Genomic DNA, 18,886 nt, shown 5'->3' with positions numbered 1-18,886 from the left:
CTATGCTGCGCTATGTATTACACCGACTGTTGATCCTCATTCCCGTGCTGATCGGAATTTCGGTGGTGGTGTTCTTCCTTATTAAGCTTCAGCCAGGCGATCCGTTCGTCGGTATGATCGCGCCGGAAACCACTCCGGAACAGAAGCAGGAGCTGCTGCGTCAGGCCGGCTATCTCGATCCGATCTGGATTCAGTACCTGCGCTGGGCATCGCACGCCTTTGTGGGTGATTTTGGTTACTCAACGCAGAGCGGTGCGCCGGTCCTGATGCTGATTCAGGAACGGATAGTAAATACGGTATTGCTGGCGGTCAGTTCGTTATTTTTAACCCTGCTGATCGCTTTTCCACTGGGTATTTACCTTGGACTACACCGTGGTGGAAAGGTGGATACGGCCATTTCACTGATCTACTTTGTTGTGGTGTCCGTCCCGGTGTTTTTTATCGCCATTCTGCTGGTTAAGGTTTTTGCCATGAATCTGAAGTGGTTCCCGGTATCGGGGGCCACCACGCTGGGCAGCAACTACAGCGGCGTACAGCACCTGCTGGACGTACTCAGCCATTTGTTCCTGCCTGCAATGGCGCTGGCCGTTGCCAATATCGGGATATTCAGCCGCTATCTGCGTTCGGGCATCAGTGAGTTAATCAATCAAAACTTTGTGAAGGCGCTTTTTGCACGTGGGGTAAGCCGCTCGCGGGTGATTTTCCCCCATCTGGTTAAAAACGCCGCCAGGCCGCTGATTACCGTAGTCGGCATGGAAATCCCTTCGCTGCTGTCGGCCACTCTGCTGACGGAAATCATCTTTAACTGGCCCGGTATCGGCCGCCTGAGTTTTGATGCGATCCAGGCACGCGACTACTCGCTGCTGATGGGCATCGTGCTGTTTCTGGCGGTGATTACTCTGATGACCAATTTCCTGGTCGATATTCTCTATGCGCTGGTCGATCCGCGCATCAGGCTCAGGCAATGACGACACCCGACACCCTGAACCTTACCGCTGGTCGCGCAGGCCATCCCCTGCTGCGCGATCGTTATTTCCTCACCGGACTGGTGATTTTGCTGCTGCTCACACTGGCTTCGCTCAGTGCGCCGTGGCTGGTCGCCTTCCATCCGGACGATATCGACCTGATGGCAATTGAAGCACCGCCCGGGGACGGGCACCTGCTTGGCACCGATGAAATCGGCCGCGATGTGCTGTCCCGCCTGCTTTACGGCGGCAGAGTCTCGCTATTTGTGGCGCTGGCGGCGGTCATTTTTCAGGGTGCAATCGGCATTACCCTGGGCAGTCTGGCCGGATATAAAGGCGGCGTAGTGGATACGCTGATCATGCGCCTGACCGATATCATTATGTGCTTCCCGTTTTACGCTCTGGCCATCACCCTCGCGGCGATTATGGGTGCCAGCTCGTGGAACGTGATTTTTATTATCGGCATCCTGCACTGGACCGGCATTGCCCGCCTGGTACGTGCAGAATTCCTCTCGTTGCGCGAAAGCGGCTACGTCTTTGCGGCGAAATCGATCGGCGTCAGCGGCGTCACGGTTGTATTCCGCCATCTGCTGCGTAACGCCTGTGCCCCACTGATTATCAACCTCACCCTCGCCGTGGCGAATGCGATTCTGGCGGAAGCCGCGCTGAGCTTTATCGGCCTCGGCGTTAAGCAGCCGCAGCCCTCGTGGGGAAATATGCTGGCGGCCGCGCAGAGCATTCGGGTTATCGACTACGAATGGTGGCTGTGGGTGCCGCCCGGCCTGACCATTGTGCTGATGGTGCTGGCGATCAACTTTATCGGCGAAGGGCTTTCCCGCGTACTGAATCCACGACCGGCGGTGCCGGTAAAAGACATCTTAAATTAAACCGATTCCCCAAACAGGAGTGTGTAATGGCGACTGAAAACTATCACCATCTGAGCCAGGACGAGCTGGCGCTGAGCGAGAAACTGGAACACTGGTTCGATCAACATCGTACGGAGTTCGTGCAGGATCTGCTGGAGCTGGTCGCCTTTCCCAGCGTCGGGGATGAGAAGCTCGCCGAACCGGGTAAACCCTTTGGACAGGAAGTTGAAAACGTCTTCCAGCACGTTATCCGCAAAGCGCAGAGCTACGGCTTCACCACTGAACAACACGACGGCTACGCCATTTCGGTACTGGCCGATACGCGGGATAGCGTGCCGGAGCTGGGGCTGATTTCCCATCTCGACGTCGTGCCGCCGGGGGATAACTGGACCTTCGAACCGTTTAAACCGTTTGAGAAAGACGGTTTTGTCATTGGCCGTGGATCGTCAGACAACAAAGGCCCGGCGCTGCTGGATCTTTATCTGCTGCGCGCCTTTCGCGATCTCGGCGTGCCGCTGCATCACAAGCTGCGCATTGTTTACGGCGGAGCGGAAGAGATCGGCATGGCCGACATTAAATACTTTGCCGAGCACGGACCGGTTCCGCGCTTTTCGATCATTACCGACGGCGCGTTCCCGGTGAACCACGCGCAGAAAGGCGGACTGAATCTGGTGCTGCATATTCCGGTGGGATCGGTGCTTACAGGCGTAAACGCGGGCGTGGCGGAGAATGCCGTTCCCGCTACGGCAACGCTGACGCTGCCCGCCAGCGAGGCGCCGCGGCTGGAGCAGGCGATTGCCGCCCTGCCGGAAGAGCAACGTCAGGTGCTGGCAATTGCTGCCGTTGAGCAGAACGTCCAGCTGACGGCGCGCGGCCAGTCCGGCCACGCCGCGTTCCCGGAAAATACCCGCAACGCAATCCCGCTGCTGCTGGATGCGCTGCTTGCCGCGAACCTGCTGGAGGGGGACGATCTGAACGCTGCACGAATTATCAGCCGGCTGCTGGCCGATCCCTGGGGCATCAGCGCCGGTTTTGCGGCCGAAGATGCGCCAACCGGTAAGCTTACGCTCAACGGAGGCCTGCTTACCCCACATCACAACGGCCTGAATCTGCATCTGGATATTCGCTATCCGCTGGCGACCGACAAAGACGCACTGCTGGCAACCCTGCGCAAGGCCATTGCCCCGCTGAACGGCACCCTGAGTATCACCAGCGATGCATCGCCGATCCACGTCGATAAAGAGAGCGAGCTGGTGAAGCGCCTGCAGCAAACCTACGACACCATCGCTGAGGTGATTACCGAGCCTTACTCCATGGGCGGCGGCACCCACGCGCGCTACCTGCCGAACTCGATCACCTTTGGGCCGGGCTTCCGCCGCATTGAAGGCGAACTGTTCCAGGGCCAATCGGTGCGTACCAAACCGGCGTTTATTCCGGCCGGTCACGGTTCTCCCCACGGCCCGGATGAGTTTGTGGTGATTGAAAACCTCAAGCGCGCGTTTAAGGTGTACGCGGTAGCGATACCCCGCCTGGACAGCTGGCTGGAGCAGGGACTGATTGATGGCGTCAACTAACTCCGCACCGCTGTTAGCCGTTAATCAGCTGTCGGTCATTTATCCGGGCCATCAGGGTGAGGTGAAGGCGGTGGACGGCGTATCGTTTACCCTGGCCGCCGGTGAGATTCTGGCGGTGATCGGTGAATCCGGCGCGGGTAAATCCGCCATTGCGCAGGCCATCCCCGGCCTGCTGCCGGGGAATGCGCGCCTGGCAGGACAGATCATTTACCAGAATCGCGACCTGCTGAAGCTGGACCGCCGATCGCTGGCGGCACTGCGCGGCCGGGAAATTGCCATGATTTTCCAGGACCCTTCCGCATCGCTGGACCCGGTTTTTTCCATCGGCCGACAGATGGATGAAGCGATTGCGCTCTATGAACCGCAGCTTTCCGCCGCGCAGCGCCGCTCCCGGGCGGTTGAGCTGCTGACGCTGACCGGTATCCCCCAGGCGGAAAAACGCCTGCGCAGCTACCCGCATCAGTTCTCCGGCGGCCAGATACAGCGCATCATGATTGCCGTTGCGCTGGCCGGAAGGCCGAAAATCCTGATTGCCGATGAGCCAACTACCGCGCTGGATGTCACCACCCAGCAGGAGATCCTCGATCTGCTGTTTCGCCTGAACCAGCAGTATCAGATGGCGGTGCTGCTGATCACCCATGATATGGGCGTGGTGGCGGATATCGCCCACCGCGTGCTGGTCATGCGCCATGGCAGAGTCGTGGAACAGAACGCGGTTGACCCACTGTTCTCCGCGCCCGCTCATACCTATACCCAACAGCTGCTTGCCGCCGTGCCTTCTGCGACGGGAGGACATCACGCAGCCGCATGGCCGCCCGAGCCGCTGTTGCAGGTTGAGCATTTGCACATTAGCTACGCGTCCACGCTGGGCAGACGTCATCCGGTGGTTAACGACGTCTCTTTTGCTATCGGCAAGGGGGAATTTCTTGGCCTGCTGGGTGAATCCGGTTCCGGGAAAACGACCATCGGGCGCAGCCTGCTGGGCATGATCAAACCGGACGGCGGCACCATCCGACTGGCGGGAGAGCCGCTTTACGATGCAAAACATCGCACCACAAAGGCCTGCCGGGCTAAGATTGGGGCGATCTTCCAGAACCCCGCAAGCTCCCTCAATCCGAAGATGAGCATCAGCCAGTCGATTGCCGAGCCGCTGATAACCCACACCTCGCTGGATCGCGCCGCGCTCGATAAACGGGTCAGCACGCTGATCGACCTGGTCGGTTTGCCTGCCGCCTGGCGGGACAGATACCCGTATGAGCTTTCCGGCGGCCAGTGCCAGCGTATTGCCATTGCCCGGGCCATTGCGCTACGGCCGCAGCTGCTGATTGCCGATGAACCCACTTCGGCGCTGGATGTTTCTATCCAGCAGTCGATTCTGACCCTGCTGCGCAATTTGCAGCAGGAATATCAGTTTGGCTGTCTGTTTATCAGCCATGACCTGGCGGTGGTACGCAGCCTGTGCCGGTCAATTGTGGTACTGAAAAACGGCCAGGTGGCCGAACGGGGCAGCGTAGAACGCATCTTCACGCGGCCGGAGAGTGACTACACGCGTGCGCTAATCGACAGTATCCCTCTGGCCGATCCGCGCTATCAGCAGGATAAGCGACGGCTGCGTACTAACGCCCAGGACGCAGCATAAACACCACGGTTCCGCGATACCAGCGTGAGGCGGAAAGCTCACGCTCATAGCGCGGCTCCCATTCGCCGTGCTGAACCAGCCCGACATGAAACGGAATATGTAACTTTTGTAGCGCGGGCAAATAGCTGGCATAGCCCTGCACACTGTGCCGCCCCTGATAGGTCTGCACCACCAGCTCATCCACCGGCAGGCGGTTCAGCGTGGCGATGTCCCCGGTACTGGCCCAGTCAAGCAGCCCGGTCACACCCAGGGCATACTCTCGCGGCAGCTTTTGCCGCAGCGCGGTCAGGAACTGTGCGTAGTCATCCAGCTTTTGGGTCGCCGCATCGAAGTCGATTTGCAGGCCGACAACGTGATTACCGCTCTGGCTCCAGCGCGCCATCAGGCCGATGATTCTTGCCGAGATATCGTCCGGCATCTCCAGCGTGGTTAAGCGCACGGTTAGCCAGATACGGGGGAAGCTAAGCCTGCTGACCGGTAGGCCCACCCGTTCAAAGACCGGCCTGCCGCGATACAGATTCACTTCTCCCTGATGCAGATAGACCACCTCTGCCTCACGCATTTCTGCCGAGCTGCCGACCCCGGACCACAGCCAGAAAGCACGATGGTCGGCGGCACGGACGCGATAGCTATCGGCGGATGAAACGGCGGCACCCGGTGAGCTGGCACGGGTGCTGCCAGCAATGGCTTCGCTCGCGCTGGAACTGACACTGCCAAAGGCCACCAGACTGCACAGCATCATTACCAGTAGTATTTGAGCCGCTGCGCCCATGGTCCGCCCCGATAGTCCGCTTTCAGACGGTTAAACCAGGCTTTACGCGCCGCCGGTTCAGCATCCTGCCCGCCGCAGTCGTTGTAGCCCGACGGCGCATAGCACATCACCGCACGGTAAAGCGCAAAGCTTTTATCTTCCGGCTCGGCACGCGGATTCTGGATCACCTGCGTATAGTACGCCTGCCGATTGGGCGCCCCTCCGCTGCCCTCACCCACTGCGGCTCCCAACGCCAGCGTCCCATCCTGTTCCGGCCAGCTGTCCACCTTCGCCTGCGTGGTACGGAAAAACTCGCCGAGGCAGTTCAGCGCGTGGGGATCGTCGGAACGGGCGTTCAGCGTGCTGACCGTCTGCTCCAGCGAGGCACAGCGATAGCCCGGTTCGGCTTTTTCGCCCGTCCAGTTAAACACCGTCAGATCGACGTCGGAAAAGCTGTTGTCCACCAGCGGCTGGGTGATATGGCTGCCCAGGGCCTTATCCTGTAGCCAGTCGTCGTAGCGCCCGGCAATCAGGTCTTTTACCAGCAGGGTGTGCAGTGCGATGGTCTTCTCTTCGCTGCTGCTCCCCTCTTTTACCTGCTGACGCAGCAGGTCGGGGGTCGCCAGCTTCTTCAATACCAGCGAGCGGTAGCGCAGGTTGGTCACCTTGCTGTCGGCGGCAAAGATTTGTCCGGTCTGCCCGCTGTTGACCAGCGTTGCCGCCAGCATCGCCTGTAGCATCTGCTGCTGCTCTTTATCTTTGGCTATCGTGAGCAGATGCAGCCAGTGCTGGCGCGCGGCATCCCAGTTTTTCTGATCCATCAGCACGTCGCCGTACAGCACCTGCTGACTGAAGGCCAGAATGTCATGCTCGGGCAGGGATTCCACCGGTTTAATTGCGCCGAGTACCGTGGCGTAATCCTGCTTCTGCTCCGCCAGCAGCAGCGTCAGATACTGCCACAGCGGCAGCTGCTGGCCCCTGTCGAAAATCGGTTTGATCTGCTCAAGATACGCCCGATCCACACAGGGCGCTTTGCCGTCGCATTCCGTGCTGCGCATCAGGCGCAGCGTCTGGGTAAAGGTCAGCAGCGGGGCATCCGGCGCATTGAGGAAATACGCCTCGTTGCGGGTCAGATCCTTACTGAGCAGCTTATCGTCGACCTCGGATATCAGTGAAATGAGCGATTCCACGCTGCCCGCCTGCTTCAGCGCCTGCTCGGATTCCTGCGCCAGCGAGTCCCAGCCCTCAAGATACCAGTTAATGCGGCGCAGCATGCCGCGTGCCGATTCGGCATACAGGCCATCCGGCCATTTTTGCAGATAGGCCTGTGCCTGATTAAGCGCCTCCGTGGCGGCGGCTTTATCAATGTTTTTCACATCAAAATCACCGTACAGGCCGCTGGCCTTAGCGCTACTGCGGTTCAATCCTGTACGCATCAGCATGTAGCTTGCCGTTTCAGCCAGCCACGGCTGCTGGCCTGCGCTCAGCGCGGTGAAGGCGGTGGCCGCCGTCGCATAGTCACCGGCATAGAACTGGTTTGCCACCAGCAGATAGCGCTGAAACTGCCCGGCCACGGTGTTTTCCGGGTAGTTCAACGCCGCAATAGCGGCCTGTGCTTCTGCGCTGCCGTTGACCTTGAGCCGCGCCAGTGCCAGCGACTGGCGCTGTTCCGCCGTCAGCGAGGTTTCCGCCAGCAGCGCGCGGTAAAACTGTTCGACGGAGTCGAGCGTGTTGGACACGTGGCGGTCTTCCAGGCCGTCGCTCTGCTGGCGGAAGCCGTCCAGCAGCGCATCATCAACGCCTATCTGCCTGGCCTGCATCGCCAGCGGCAGCTCGGCGACCGAGGCATCCTGCGCCGTCTCATCCTGCATATGGTCATACCATTCCGACAAATGCGGTGCAAAATAGTAGTTACGACTGTGAACAACATCGATGGAATCCGGCAGTACCGGCAGCGGGAAGGCCTTTTTCTCACCCAGCAGCCGCAGCAGGTTATCGCGGGTATCGTTACCTATATCGAGCACCGGCGGGCTGCTTATCAGGCACCCTTTAGCACTCCAGGGGCAGCTCCCCATATCCGATGAAGCCTGCGCCCACTGGCTGAACAACCCCACGCTGCCTGCTGCCAGCATCCATCCCAACACTTTGTTATGTTTCACTATCGGCTCCTTTCCTGCGAAATCACGCATTATCATCCTGAAGAGTAGTACCTGTTTAAGCAGGAAACTCACCGGCCTTAATGGTCCAGGCGCTGTGGTGGTGCTCCATGCCGATTTTCGGGTAGTAGCCTTCTGCCAGCGGTGCCGCTATCAGTATCAGGCGACAGGCAGCATCAAGCTGGCGGCAGGTTTCCGCAATCAGCGCCTTGCCGATGCCGCCCTTCTGTACCTTTTCGGACACGGCGAGGTCGGACAGGTAGCAGCAGAAGGTGAAATCCGTCACCGAACGGGCAACGCCAACCAGCGCCTCACCCTGCCACGCGGTCACCGTCAGGTTGGCATGCTTCAGCATCTTCGCAATGCGCTCGTCATCCGCCAGGGGCCTTCTTGCGCCTAACGAGGTTTCACTCAGCAGATCGATAAACTGCTGCGAAGTGATCGGATAATTCACCCGATAAACAATATCTGCGTCGTTTTCCATAGCCCGGTCATCCCCTGTTCGATTACACATATCTTTGTGAAACATCACCTTATGCCAGTTATTTCTGCTTAGCAACGTCGCTCAGAATAGCAGTTCCCGGTGACACAAGCATGAAGCTGTACCGCTTTCGCCGCCAGCGAGATCTGCATCACATAATTCAATGGGTTAGCTTCAGAGCGAAACCGCTCAGCCCCTCAAGCAACCGCTCACTGCTGCATATGACCGCTTAACCACTCTTTCCACCGCTCAGGGGGAAAAATTGCCACCATATACCCAGCATGATTTTGTGCCCTTCGATAAAAACTCAGAGGCTCAGCCGGGATGCTGAGATCGTTTTCATCAATTATAAAAACCAGGTTTCCTATGAATAAAAACTCATTATTCAAACATATCCCCTGGATGATTCTTGGAATCATCGGGGCATGTTGTCTTGCCGTCGTTGCCCTGAGGCGCGGCGAGCATATCAGTGCACTGTGGATCGTCGTCGCTTCCGTGTCGGTCTATCTTGTCGCCTACCGCTTTTACAGCCTGTATATCGCCCAGAAGGTGATGAAGCTCGATCCAACGCGATCGACGCCGGCGGTGATTAATAACGACGGCCTGAACTACGTACCGACCAACCGCAACGTGCTGTTTGGTCACCACTTTGCGGCCATTGCCGGTGCCGGTCCGCTGGTTGGTCCGGTGCTGGCGGCACAAATGGGCTATCTGCCCGGCGTGCTGTGGCTGCTGGCGGGTGTGGTGCTGGCCGGGGCGGTGCAGGACTTTATGGTGCTGTTTATCTCTTCCCGCCGTAACGGCGCTTCGCTTGGCGAGATGATCAAAGAAGAGATGGGCCCGGTCCCCGGCACCATTGCGCTGTTCGGCTGCTTCCTGATTATGATTATTATCCTCGCCGTGCTGGCGCTGATCGTCGTGAAGGCGCTGGCGGAAAGTCCGTGGGGCGTATTTACCGTCTGCTCGACGGTGCCGATCGCGCTGTTTATGGGCATCTACATGCGCTACCTGCGGCCCGGCCGCGTGGGTGAAGTGTCGGTGATCGGTATCGTGCTGCTGGTGGCCTCCATTTACTACGGCGGCGTGATTGCGCACGACCCGTACTGGGGCCCGGCGCTGACCTTTAAAGACACCACCATTACCTTCACGCTGATCGGTTACGCGTTTGTTTCCGCCCTGCTGCCGGTGTGGCTGATTCTGGCACCGCGCGACTATCTGGCGACCTTCCTGAAAATCGGGGTGATCGTCGGCCTGGCTATCGGCATCGTGATCCTCAACCCTGAGCTGAAAATGCCGGCCATCACCCAGTATATCGATGGTACGGGTCCGCTGTGGAAAGGTGCGCTGTTCCCGTTCCTGTTTATTACCATCGCCTGCGGCGCGGTGTCCGGCTTCCATGCGCTGATCGCTTCCGGTACCACGCCGAAGCTGCTGGCCTGTGAAACCGACGCGCGCTTTATCGGCTACGGTGCCATGCTGATGGAGTCCTTCGTGGCGGTGATGGCGCTGGTTGCGGCGTCGATTATCGAACCGGGCCTCTACTTTGCGATGAACACCCCACCGGCCGGTCTGGGCATCACCATGCCGAACCTGCACGAACTGGGTGGTGAAAACGCGCCGATGATTATGGCGCAGCTGAGAGACGTCACCGCACACGCGGCGGCCACCGTCAGCTCCTGGGGCTTTGTAATTACCCCGGATCAGATCCTGCAAACGGCGAAAGACATCGGTGAGCCTTCGGTACTGAACCGCGCCGGTGGTGCACCAACGCTGGCCGTGGGTATCGCCCACGTCTTCCACAAGATTGTGCCGGTGGCCGATATGGGCTTCTGGTATCACTTCGGGATTCTGTTTGAGGCGCTGTTTATTCTGACCGCGCTGGATGCCGGTACCCGTTCAGGCCGCTTTATGCTGCAGGATCTACTGGGCAACTTCGTGCCGTTCCTGAAGAAAACCGACTCGCTGGTGGCAGGGATTATCGGTACCGCGGGCTGCGTGGGCCTGTGGGGCTACCTGCTGTATCAGGGCGTGGTTGATCCGCTGGGCGGCGTGAAGAGCCTGTGGCCGCTGTTCGGTATCTCTAACCAGATGCTGGCCGCCGTGGCGCTGATTCTGGCGACCGTGGTGCTGGTGAAAATGAAGCGCACCAAATACATCTGGGTGACCGTGCTGCCAGCCGTCTGGCTGCTGATCTGCACCACCTGGGCGCTGGGCCTGAAACTGTTCAGCAACAACCCGCAGATGGAAGGCTTCTTCTATATGGCCGGGCAGTATAAAGAGCGTATCCAGGCAGGCGGTGCCGAGCTGACCCAGCAGCAGATCGACAATATGCATCATATTGTGATCAACAACTACACTAACGCCGGACTGAGTATCCTGTTCCTGATTGTGGTGTACAGTATTATCTTCTACGGCATTAAAGCGTGGATGAAGGCGCGCCAGACAGATCAGCGCACCGACAAAGAAACGCCTTATGTCCCGGTGCCGAAAGAAGGGGTGAAAGTCTCTTCCGGCCACTGATAATCTCTGAATCTCAGCCCCGCGATGCGGGGCTGTCTCCTGCCTGAAGGTGGGGGATCACCAAAGGAGCGGCGTATGTTTGATAACTTAGGCGCGGCAAAAAAATACCTCGGTCAGGCGGCAAGAATGCTGGTAGGCATCCCCGATTACGATACCTACGTCCTGCATATGCAGACTAATCATCCGGACAAACCGGTGATGACCTATAAGGAATTTTTCCGCGAACGCCAGCAGGCCCGCTACGGCGGCGACGGCAAAGGCGGAATGCGCTGCTGTTAACAGGAACAATTATGACCCCGATTGCAGTCACCGTTTTAACCGGTTTCCTCGGCGCAGGTAAAACCACCCTGCTGCGACATATCCTGCACGAACAGCAGGACTACAAAATCGCCGTCATTGAAAATGAGTTCGGCGAAGTCTCGGTAGATACCCAGCTGATTGGCGATCGCGCCAGTCAGATTACCACCCTGACCAACGGCTGTATCTGCTGCACCCGCTCTAACGAGCTGGAAGATGCACTGCTGGATTTGCTCGATGGTCTGGATAACGGCAACCTGAGCTTTGACCGGCTGGTGATTGAATGCACCGGCATGGCGGACCCCGGCCCGATCCTGCAAACCTTCTTCTCCCACGAAATTATCTGCGAGCGCTATCTGCTGGACGGAGTGATTACCCTGGTGGATGCGGTGCATGCCGACCAGCAGTTAAACCAGTTCAGCCTGGCGCAGTCACAGATCGGCTACGCGGATCGCATTCTGCTGAGTAAAACCGACGTATCCGTCGATAACACCGCGCTGACCGAACGCCTTCAGCGCATCAACGCCCGCGCGCCGATCTATCCGGTAATACACGGCCAGATCGACCTCGCCCTGCTGTTTGATACCCGCGGCTTTATGCTGGAGGAGCAGGTGGTGGTGGCGAAACCTCGCTTCCAGCGCATTCACGAGGCGCAGAACGCCATCTCGTCGATCGTGGTGGAGTTTGACTACCCGGTGGTGCTGGGTGATGTGTCGGCGGTAATGGAAAACCTGCTGGGCAGCTTTGCCGAAAGCCTGCTGCGCTATAAGGGGATGCTGTGGATCGCCGACCAGCCGTGCCGCCTGCTGTTCCAGGGCGTGCAGCGGCTCTACAGCGCCGACTGGGATCGCCCGTGGGAAGCGGACGAACAGCCGCACAGCACGCTGGTGTTTATCGGTGTGAACCTGCCGGAAGCGGAGATCCGCAGCGCCTTTGACGGGCTGAAGACAAACCCGCCTGCCGCACAGTAGCCATTTCATTCTGTTCAGTTAGCGACGGCGAACCGACATGGTTTAGCCGTCGCACAACGACAGCGCATCCCCGCCACTGCCTTTCCCTTACCGGCCACCTGGCACTGAATCACTGCCTGGCTGACAGACTGCCTGACTGGCATCTTATTTTTCCCGGCCAGCCCACACCACCATCACCCGGTCATCGCCCTTTTCGCGCACAAAGCCGTAGCCCTGCGGCAGGGTCAGCGCGGTCTGTATCCCCGCGCCCAGCGCCGGATGGCGGGCGCGAAACTGCCCGATCCGCTGCCAGTGCCGCAGGCTGGCCGCCGCGCTTCCGTTGAGATCCTGCCAGTTCATATCCGATCGTGTGCCCTGTAGCGGGTCCGATCCGGTCGGGCCAAACGGACGTGCGGACTCATCACCGTAAAAGATCTGCACGGCGCCGGGTGCCAGTAGCAGCAGCTCTGCCGACGTTGAGCCGCCCTCGCGGAACAGGCGGGTATCGTGCGAAGAGAGATAGCTGAGGACGTTGAAATCCTGGAGTTTTTCCGCCATCTGCTGCCAGACACCGTCCATATTCGCCAGACAATCCGCCGCGCTGGCGGCCTGATCCTGGTAATCAAAATTGATCATCGCATCGAAGCCGTGCTGGTAGTAGGCACTTTGCATCACGCCGTGCCCCCAGGATTCACCGGTCATCCAGAACGGCGCATCATCGATTTTTTTCTGCGGGTTAGCCTGTTTCCACGCCGCCAGCGCCTCGCTGGCCTGCGTTTTCAGCTGCTGCCAGGCTTCCAGCTCAACGTGTTTGGCGGTATCCACGCGGAAACCGTCGATGCCGTAGTCGCGCACCCACTGGCTCAGCCAGTGAGTCAGGTAATCGCGCGGCGTGGCTCCGGCAATTTCCCGCGCGGCGGTATCGGGCTTATGGCGATAAAACAGCGGCAGCCCGGAAGGCGCGGTGGATTCGGTTTTCAGATCCGGTAAAAAGGCCAGCGACATCGTCAGGTCGTCAAAACCGGGGTTGTCGTAATCGCCAATATCGGTGCGTATCCACTTTTTCCCCCACCAGTTTTGCCAGGCGGTTTTGTCGCTGAAGTTGATGTAGTCGTTAAAGCTGTGCCAGTTCTGCCCGGCGGCGGGCTGCCAGTCGGTCCAGCGTTCACCGAGGATCTTGCCGCGCTCGGGCTCGTTCAGATACAGCGCGCCGAACTGATAAGTTTGCATATCCGCCAGCGTCGCGTAGCCCGCGTGATTCATTACCACGTCAAACAGCACGCGGATGCCGCGCCGGTGTGCCTCATCCACCAGCGTACGCAGGTCGTTTTCATCGCCCATGTTGGCATCCAGCCGCGTCCAGTCCTGGGTGTAATAGCCGTGGTAGGCATAGTGCGGGAAATCGCCTTTCGTGCCGCCACCCACCCAGCCGTGGATCTGCTCCAGCGGCGAGCTGATCCACAGCGCGTTAACGCCCAGCTGCTGCAAATAATCGAGTTTGCCGGTCAGGCCTTTCAGATCGCCGCCGTGAAAGGTGCCGATCTCCTGCATGTCGTCTTTATGCCGCCCGTAGCTGTGGTCGTTTGACGGATCGCCATTGGCAAAACGGTCGGTCAGCACGAAATAGACCGTGGCGTTGTGCCACTGAAACGCTGCTGCCTGATGGGTTTTCTCTGCTTCCAGCAGCAGGAGTCCGTTACTTTCCGCCGCTGGCAGCAGGGTAATTTTTCCGTCGCGGACGGTGGCGGTTTGCTGGCTGTAAAAGTCCCGCACCACGCTGCCTTCAGCAAAGGTTTGCCCGACGGGGATAGTCAGCGGTTTCCCACTGCTCACCGGGCACTGGCGAGCCACGACGGCAGGCGCATCGCCCGCACTCTTCACGCTCAGCAGCAGCGTGGGTGTACCGGAACGGGTATCCAGCTGCACCTGATAATCACCGTCGCGGAAAATTCGCCACTGCGGCGCGCTGCCGCTGCAGGGTTTTAGCGACAGCATCTGATTAAGCCTGATGTCGCCCGATGGCTGCCAGCACTGCTCGCCCTGCTTCAGAGTTATCGGATGCGCGCCTTTTTTCAGCGCGGCCTGGCTGCGCCAGACACCGGTGCCGTCGTCGGTCAAGGGAGGGAAGTCAGACGCGGTCCAGTTAGCGCAGGCAACACCGGGCAGCAAGAGCAGAAGTAACGCTGAGTGTTTCATTAAAGAGCCCCGTCATGGCGATTTTCCCCAGTGTGCCGCTGAAGTAAAACGGGGGAATCATCCCCTTTAAAAATCCGCAGGGAGGAGAGGCAGGGATGAGAAAATAGACCGTTTTCACGACATTTTTGCAGGGCGAAAAACACTATTTGCATCAATATTTGATCGATTTTTATACGATTTATCGTGACATGATTTCGGAATTGGACTATTTCTGTACGTGCCCTGCGAGGTTATTTTTGGTACAATTTCCGATTCATCCGACAAAAAAGCGCATAACGAAAGGATTGGAATGCTTACATTCGACCAGGAGAGCTAATGATATCGATACCCAAGCGACGACCTGGGGCGGCGATACTCATGTTTTTCACCCTGATGTTTTCAGGGGGCGTGCTGGCAAAGACGCACGCAGAAACAACGAGTCACAAAGCCCACGTCGTTAAGACCAGCGTTAAGAAACAGGCAAGCAGTAAACAAGAGTATTCTCGCAATAGTGTTAAGAGTAGTTCACTTCCTGATTTGCGAAAATACCCTTCCGGAACCCCAAGGAAAAAAGCGTTTCTCCGGACGGTCATGCCTTATATCACCAGCCAGAACGCGGCGATTACCGCCGAGCGTAACTGGCTGCTCAGTAAGCAGTACACCAGTCAGTGGTCGCCTGCGGAACGCGCGCGCATGAAGGATATTGCCACACGCTACAAAGTGAGCTGGTCCGGCAATACGCGCCGTATCCCGTGGGACGCGCTGCTGGACCGCGTGGATATTATCCCCGACAGCATGGTCGCCACCATGGCGGCGGCAGAGAGCGGCTGGGGCACCTCGAAGCTGACGCGCAGCAACAACAATCTTTTCGGCATGAAATGCGCGAAAGGGGGCTGTAAAAATGGGCCAGGCAAGGTGAAAGGCTACTCCCGCTATGATTCCGTGCAGGAGTCAGTTGCGGCTTACGTGGCTAACCTGAATACCCACGCGGCCTATGCGTCGTTCCGTAAGTCCCGTGCTCAGCTGCGCAAAGCGGATCAGGAAGTGACGGCAACGGCGATGATCCACAAGCTGAAGGGCTATTCCACCCGTGGTCAGAGCTATAACAACTACCTGTTCGCCATGTATCAGGATAACCAGCAGCTGATTGCTGCACATATGTAACTTCCCGCCTTTAACGGGCTGTCGGGCCAGCTGGCCTACAGCCCCAGTGCTTCCTTCAGACTTTTCAGATAGCGGCGGCTTACCGGTACGGTATGGCCGTCGCGCAGCAGCAGCTCCGCCTGACCGTTGTCCTCCAGGCGGATTTCCTTTAGCTGAGTCATATTCACCAGATACTGTCGATGGCAGCGCAGCAGCGGCGTGCGGCTCTCCAGCGTGCGCAGCGTCAGCTCGGTAAAGCCCTCTTTTCCGTCCTGGCTGGTGACGTAAACGCCGCTCATGCGGCTGCTGACGAACGCCACCTCATCCATTTGCAGCAGCCAGATGCGGCTGTGCCCACTACAGGGAATATACTTCAGCGGCTGCTGGTTCTCCGGCAGCAGAGAAATATCCTGTACCTGCCGCTCCTGCCGCAGCCGCGCCAGCGTCTTGCCCAGCCGCTGCTGCTCGATGGGCTTTAGCAGATAGTCAAAGGCATGTTCCTCAAACGCCTGGATCGCGTACTCATCAAAGGCGGTCAGAAACACAATATAGGGACGATGCCGCCGGTCGAGCATCCCGGCCATCTCCAGCCCGCTGATGCGCGGCATCTGGATGTCCAGAAACAGTACGTCCGGCCGCAGATTATTCACTGCTCCAATCGCCTCAATCGCATTGCTGCATTCGCCGACAATCTCGATATCGCTCTCGTCCTGCAGCAGGAAGCGCAGGTTTTCGCGCGCCAGCGGCTCATCATCAACAATCAGCACTCTTAACATGCGGTTTCCTCCATCGGCAGGCGTAGCGTCACGCGGGTAAAGCAGTCCGGCTCGCAGCTGACCGTCAGCCCGTAGCCGTCACCAAATCGCGCGCGCAGACGCTTATCCACCAGGCTCATGCCTAATCCATTGCCGCTGCTTTTCGGCTGATATAGCCCGGCATTATCCTCTACTTCGACGATCACATGTTGCCCTTCACTGCGGGCGCGGATGGTAATCGCCCCGTTGCCCAGCAGCTGCGAAGTGCCGTGCTTAATGGCATTTTCCACAATCGGCTGTAGCGTGAAGGCCGGTAAATGCTGATGCGCCAGCGCCTCCGGCACCTGCATCTCTACCCTTAGCTGCGACTGGAAGCGCGCCAGCTCAATTTGCAGATAGGCGTTGATGTGCTCAATCTCATTGTCCAGCGTGACAATCTCGGAAGGCCGCTTGAGGTTTTTACGGAAAAAGGTCGACAGATATTGCACCAGCTGCCCGGCACGATCGCCGTCGTGGCGGATTACCGCTTTCAGGGTATTCAGCGCGTTAAACAGGAAGTGCGGGTTAACCTGAGCATGCAGCAGCTTGATCTCCGACTGCGCCAGCAGCGCCTCCTGCCGCTCGTATTTCCCCGCCAGGATCTGCGCCGACAGCAGCTGCGCAATCCCCTCCCCCAGCGTGCGGTTGATCGAGCTGAACAGGCGGTTACGCGCCTCATACAGTTTGATGGTGCCAATCACCCGCTGATTCTCTCCGCGCAGTGGGATCACCAGCGTCGAGGCCAGCTTGCAGTTAGGGTGCAGCGAACAGCGGTAAGGCACTTCGTTGCCGTCGGCATAAACCACCTCACCGCCTTCGATGGCGCGCCAGGTATAGCTGGAAGAGATCGGTTTACCGGGCAGATGGTGATCGTCGCCGATACCGGTAAACGCCAGCAGCTTCTCCCGATCGGTGATCGCCACGGCGCTGATATCCAGCTCTTTGTACAGCACCTGCGCCACCTTCATGCTGTTTTCTTCGTTAAAGCCCTGCCGCAGTATCCCTTCGGTGGAAGCCGCCACCTTCAGCGCGGTGGCGGAAAACGCCGAGGTATATTTTTCAAACATCGCCCGCTTATCGAGCAGGATGCGCATAAACATCGCCGCCCCCAGGGTATTGGTCACCACCATCGGCGCGGCGATGCTGCCCACCAGGTGCAGGGCATCCTGAAACGGCCGGGCGATCAGCAGGATAATCAGCATCTGCACCACTTCGGCCACAAAGGTGATTGCGCCCGCGGTCAGCGGGTTGAACAGCTTATCGATGCGCCCCCGCCGGATCAAAATACTGTGCAGCAGCCCGCCGAGCAGCCCTTCGGTAATGGTGGAAACCATGCAACTCAGCGCGGTCATTCCCCCCATCGAGTAGCGGTGCAGACCGCCGGTCAGCCCGACCAGGCCACCGACCACCGGGCCGCCGAGCAGGCCGCCCATTACCGCGCCGATCGCCCGGGTGTTGGCGATGGAGTCTTCGATATGCAGACCAAAGTAGGTGCCCATAATGCAGAACACGGAGAAGGTGATGTAGCACAGCAGCTTGTGCGGCAGGCGAACCGTGACCTGCATCAGCGGGATAAACAGGCGGGTTTTGCTCATCAGCCAGGCAATAACCAGAAACACACACATCTGCTGCAACAGCAGTAAAACTAAATTGAACTCGTACATGCCCTGCCGTCCACAACCGTTAAGGCGGATAACATACCGCTATTAGCGAAACGTTTCTTTGCCACAGGCCAGAAAAATGCGATCGCGCAGGTTACTTTTTACGTTGAGAAGTGAAATCGGGCAGCACCGCAGCGCTGCCCGTTAAGGAGAGTCGCTTACGGGCGATGCCCGCTGACGTCATTTTGATAGCTGAGCAGGAAGCGCTGGGTGCGCTGATGCTGCGGCCGGGTAAAGATCTGCTCCGGCTCGCCGTCTTCCACGATCGCGCCGTCGGCCATAAAGATAATGCGGTCGGCAATATCGCGGGCAAACGACATCTCGTGGGTCACCAGCAGGATGGTGGTCTGATGATCGATAATTGAGCGGATCACCTGTAGCACCTCCTGTACCAGTTCAGGGTCCAGCGCCGACGTCGGCTCATCCAGCAGGATCACCTTCGGCTTCACCGCCAGCGAACGGGCAATCGCCACGCGCTGCTGCTGGCCGCCGGAAAGCATCGCCGGATAGCTGTCGGCCTTCTCGCGCAGACCCACTTTCTCCAGCAGATTCAGCCCGATGGCATCCGCTTCCGCCTTCGGCATTTTTTTGCCGATAATCAGCCCTTCGGTGATGTTTTGCAGTGCGGTTTTATTTTTAAACAGGTTGTAGTGCTGGAACACCATGCCGGTTTGCTGGCGCAGGGCGTTTTCCTGTTTGGTACTGATTTTGGCGACATCCACCGTCAGATCGTCAATGGTCAGCGTGCCGCTTTCCGGCTTCTCCAACAGATTGATGCAGCGCAGCAGCGTTGATTTGCCCGAGCCGGAAGGCCCGATAATCGCCACCACTTCCCCCTGCGCCACCGAAAGATCAACGTCCTTCAGCACGTGGGTTTTGTCATAAAATTTATTCAGCTTGCTAATCGTCAACAT

15 protein-coding genes are annotated in these 18,886 nt (G+C 58.5%); 8 read left to right on the top strand and 7 right to left on the bottom strand.

Annotated elements, in window-relative coordinates; genetic code table 11:
- Window positions 1–2: 2 nt before the first annotated feature.
- From IBT46_RS14770 to IBT46_RS14755, 4 genes are read left to right on the top strand one after another with little or no spacing between them, the layout of a single operon-like run.
- Window positions 3–968, top strand: a complete 966-nt coding sequence (locus IBT46_RS14770; RefSeq protein WP_200546296.1) for an ABC transporter permease — start codon at window positions 3–5, stop codon at window positions 966–968.
- On the top strand, window positions 965–1,852 hold the full coding sequence (locus IBT46_RS14765) for an ABC transporter permease (protein WP_200546295.1): 888 nt from the start codon (window positions 965–967) through the stop codon (window positions 1,850–1,852). Before IBT46_RS14770 ends, IBT46_RS14765 begins: the two co-directional genes overlap by 4 nt.
- A 26-nt stretch (window positions 1,853–1,878) precedes the next feature.
- Window positions 1,879–3,405, top strand: a complete 1,527-nt coding sequence (locus IBT46_RS14760; protein ID WP_200546294.1) for a Sapep family Mn(2+)-dependent dipeptidase — start codon at window positions 1,879–1,881, stop codon at window positions 3,403–3,405.
- Entirely contained in the window at window positions 3,392–5,044 is a 1,653-nt protein-coding gene (locus IBT46_RS14755) for an ABC transporter ATP-binding protein (RefSeq protein WP_200546293.1), read from the top strand. The genes IBT46_RS14760 and IBT46_RS14755 overlap by 14 nt, the downstream gene beginning before the upstream one ends.
- Here the strand turns inward: IBT46_RS14755 and IBT46_RS14750 are convergent.
- From IBT46_RS14750 to IBT46_RS14740, 3 genes are read right to left on the bottom strand one after another with little or no spacing between them, the layout of a single operon-like run.
- Window positions 5,022–5,816, bottom strand: coding sequence for a DUF3142 domain-containing protein (locus tag IBT46_RS14750; protein ID WP_234480131.1), 795 nt, complete (start codon window positions 5,814–5,816; stop codon window positions 5,022–5,024). The genes IBT46_RS14755 and IBT46_RS14750 overlap by 23 nt on opposite strands.
- Window positions 5,786–7,954, bottom strand: a complete 2,169-nt coding sequence (locus IBT46_RS14745; RefSeq protein ID WP_370569464.1) for a hypothetical protein — start codon at window positions 7,952–7,954, stop codon at window positions 5,786–5,788. Before IBT46_RS14745 ends, IBT46_RS14750 begins: the two co-directional genes overlap by 31 nt.
- Window positions 7,955–8,009: 55 nt before the next feature.
- Entirely contained in the window at window positions 8,010–8,435 is a 426-nt protein-coding gene (locus IBT46_RS14740; RefSeq protein WP_200546292.1) for a GNAT family N-acetyltransferase, read from the bottom strand.
- Window positions 8,436–8,798: 363 nt separating this feature from the next.
- On the opposite strand from IBT46_RS14740, the gene IBT46_RS14735 reads away from it, so the two are divergent.
- From IBT46_RS14735 to yjiA, 3 genes are all read left to right on the top strand, one after another.
- Complete coding sequence (locus IBT46_RS14735) at window positions 8,799–10,952, top strand: carbon starvation CstA family protein (protein WP_200546291.1); 2,154 nt, start codon at window positions 8,799–8,801, stop codon at window positions 10,950–10,952.
- Window positions 10,953–11,027: 75 nt separating this feature from the next.
- Window positions 11,028–11,231 (top strand): YbdD/YjiX family protein, encoded by a 204-nt coding sequence (locus IBT46_RS14730; protein WP_105592421.1) that lies wholly within the window; start codon window positions 11,028–11,030, stop codon window positions 11,229–11,231.
- An 11-nt stretch (window positions 11,232–11,242) separates the two neighbouring features.
- Window positions 11,243–12,220 carry a GTPase gene (gene yjiA / locus IBT46_RS14725; protein ID WP_200546290.1) on the top strand — a complete coding sequence of 326 codons (978 nt, stop codon included), beginning with the start codon at window positions 11,243–11,245 and terminating at the stop codon, window positions 12,218–12,220.
- A 144-nt stretch (window positions 12,221–12,364) separates the two neighbouring features.
- On the opposite strand, the gene IBT46_RS14720 is transcribed toward yjiA, so the two are convergent.
- Entirely contained in the window at window positions 12,365–14,395 is a 2,031-nt protein-coding gene (locus tag IBT46_RS14720; protein ID WP_200546289.1) for an alpha-amylase, read from the bottom strand.
- A gap of 315 nt (window positions 14,396–14,710) precedes the next feature.
- Here IBT46_RS14720 and IBT46_RS14715 point away from each other — a divergent pair, with 315 nt between their 5' ends.
- Window positions 14,711–15,538 carry a protein bax gene (locus IBT46_RS14715; protein WP_200546288.1) on the top strand — a complete coding sequence of 276 codons (828 nt, stop codon included), beginning with the start codon at window positions 14,711–14,713 and terminating at the stop codon, window positions 15,536–15,538.
- A gap of 35 nt (window positions 15,539–15,573) precedes the next feature.
- Here IBT46_RS14715 and btsR read toward each other — a convergent pair whose 3' ends face one another.
- The 3 genes from btsR to IBT46_RS14700 all read right to left on the bottom strand — a co-directional run bounded on the left by btsR (window position 15,574) and on the right by IBT46_RS14700 (window position 18,886).
- On the bottom strand, window positions 15,574–16,293 hold the full coding sequence (gene btsR / locus IBT46_RS14710) for a two-component system response regulator BtsR (RefSeq protein WP_105592425.1): 720 nt from the start codon (window positions 16,291–16,293) through the stop codon (window positions 15,574–15,576).
- Window positions 16,287–17,975 carry a sensor histidine kinase gene (locus IBT46_RS14705; protein WP_200546287.1) on the bottom strand — a complete coding sequence of 563 codons (1,689 nt, stop codon included), beginning with the start codon at window positions 17,973–17,975 and terminating at the stop codon, window positions 16,287–16,289. The genes btsR and IBT46_RS14705 overlap by 7 nt, the downstream gene beginning before the upstream one ends.
- Before the next feature lie 155 nt (window positions 17,976–18,130).
- Window positions 18,131–18,886, bottom strand: coding sequence for an amino acid ABC transporter ATP-binding protein (locus tag IBT46_RS14700; RefSeq protein ID WP_105592427.1), 756 nt, complete (start codon window positions 18,884–18,886; stop codon window positions 18,131–18,133).

It is taken from the genome of Erwinia sp. S38, from assembly GCF_016624545.1.
Lineage (GTDB): Bacteria > Pseudomonadota > Gammaproteobacteria > Enterobacterales > Enterobacteriaceae > Erwinia > Erwinia coffeiphila.
Note: the sequence above shows the minus strand (reverse complement) of the source record. Positions and strands in the feature narration are given on the sequence as shown.

Coding starts and splice junctions, on each gene's coding strand:
- IBT46_RS14770 (WP_200546296.1), top strand. CDS start 3: ATGCTGCGCTATGTATTACACCGACTGTTGATCCTCATTCCCGTGCTG.
- IBT46_RS14765 (WP_200546295.1), top strand. CDS start 965: ATGACGACACCCGACACCCTGAACCTTACCGCTGGTCGCGCAGGCCAT.
- IBT46_RS14760 (WP_200546294.1), top strand. CDS start 1,879: ATGGCGACTGAAAACTATCACCATCTGAGCCAGGACGAGCTGGCGCTG.
- IBT46_RS14755 (WP_200546293.1), top strand. CDS start 3,392: ATGGCGTCAACTAACTCCGCACCGCTGTTAGCCGTTAATCAGCTGTCG.
- IBT46_RS14750 (WP_234480131.1), bottom strand. CDS start 5,816: ATGGGCGCAGCGGCTCAAATACTACTGGTAATGATGCTGTGCAGTCTG.
- IBT46_RS14740 (WP_200546292.1), bottom strand. CDS start 8,435: ATGGAAAACGACGCAGATATTGTTTATCGGGTGAATTATCCGATCACT.
- IBT46_RS14735 (WP_200546291.1), top strand. CDS start 8,799: ATGAATAAAAACTCATTATTCAAACATATCCCCTGGATGATTCTTGGA.
- IBT46_RS14730 (WP_105592421.1), top strand. CDS start 11,028: ATGTTTGATAACTTAGGCGCGGCAAAAAAATACCTCGGTCAGGCGGCA.
- yjiA (WP_200546290.1), top strand. CDS start 11,243: ATGACCCCGATTGCAGTCACCGTTTTAACCGGTTTCCTCGGCGCAGGT.
- IBT46_RS14720 (WP_200546289.1), bottom strand. CDS start 14,395: ATGAAACACTCAGCGTTACTTCTGCTCTTGCTGCCCGGTGTTGCCTGC.
- IBT46_RS14715 (WP_200546288.1), top strand. CDS start 14,711: ATGATATCGATACCCAAGCGACGACCTGGGGCGGCGATACTCATGTTT.
- btsR (WP_105592425.1), bottom strand. CDS start 16,293: ATGTTAAGAGTGCTGATTGTTGATGATGAGCCGCTGGCGCGCGAAAAC.
- IBT46_RS14705 (WP_200546287.1), bottom strand. CDS start 17,975: ATGTACGAGTTCAATTTAGTTTTACTGCTGTTGCAGCAGATGTGTGTG.
- IBT46_RS14700 (WP_105592427.1), bottom strand. CDS start 18,886: ATGTTGACGATTAGCAAGCTGAATAAATTTTATGACAAAACCCACGTG.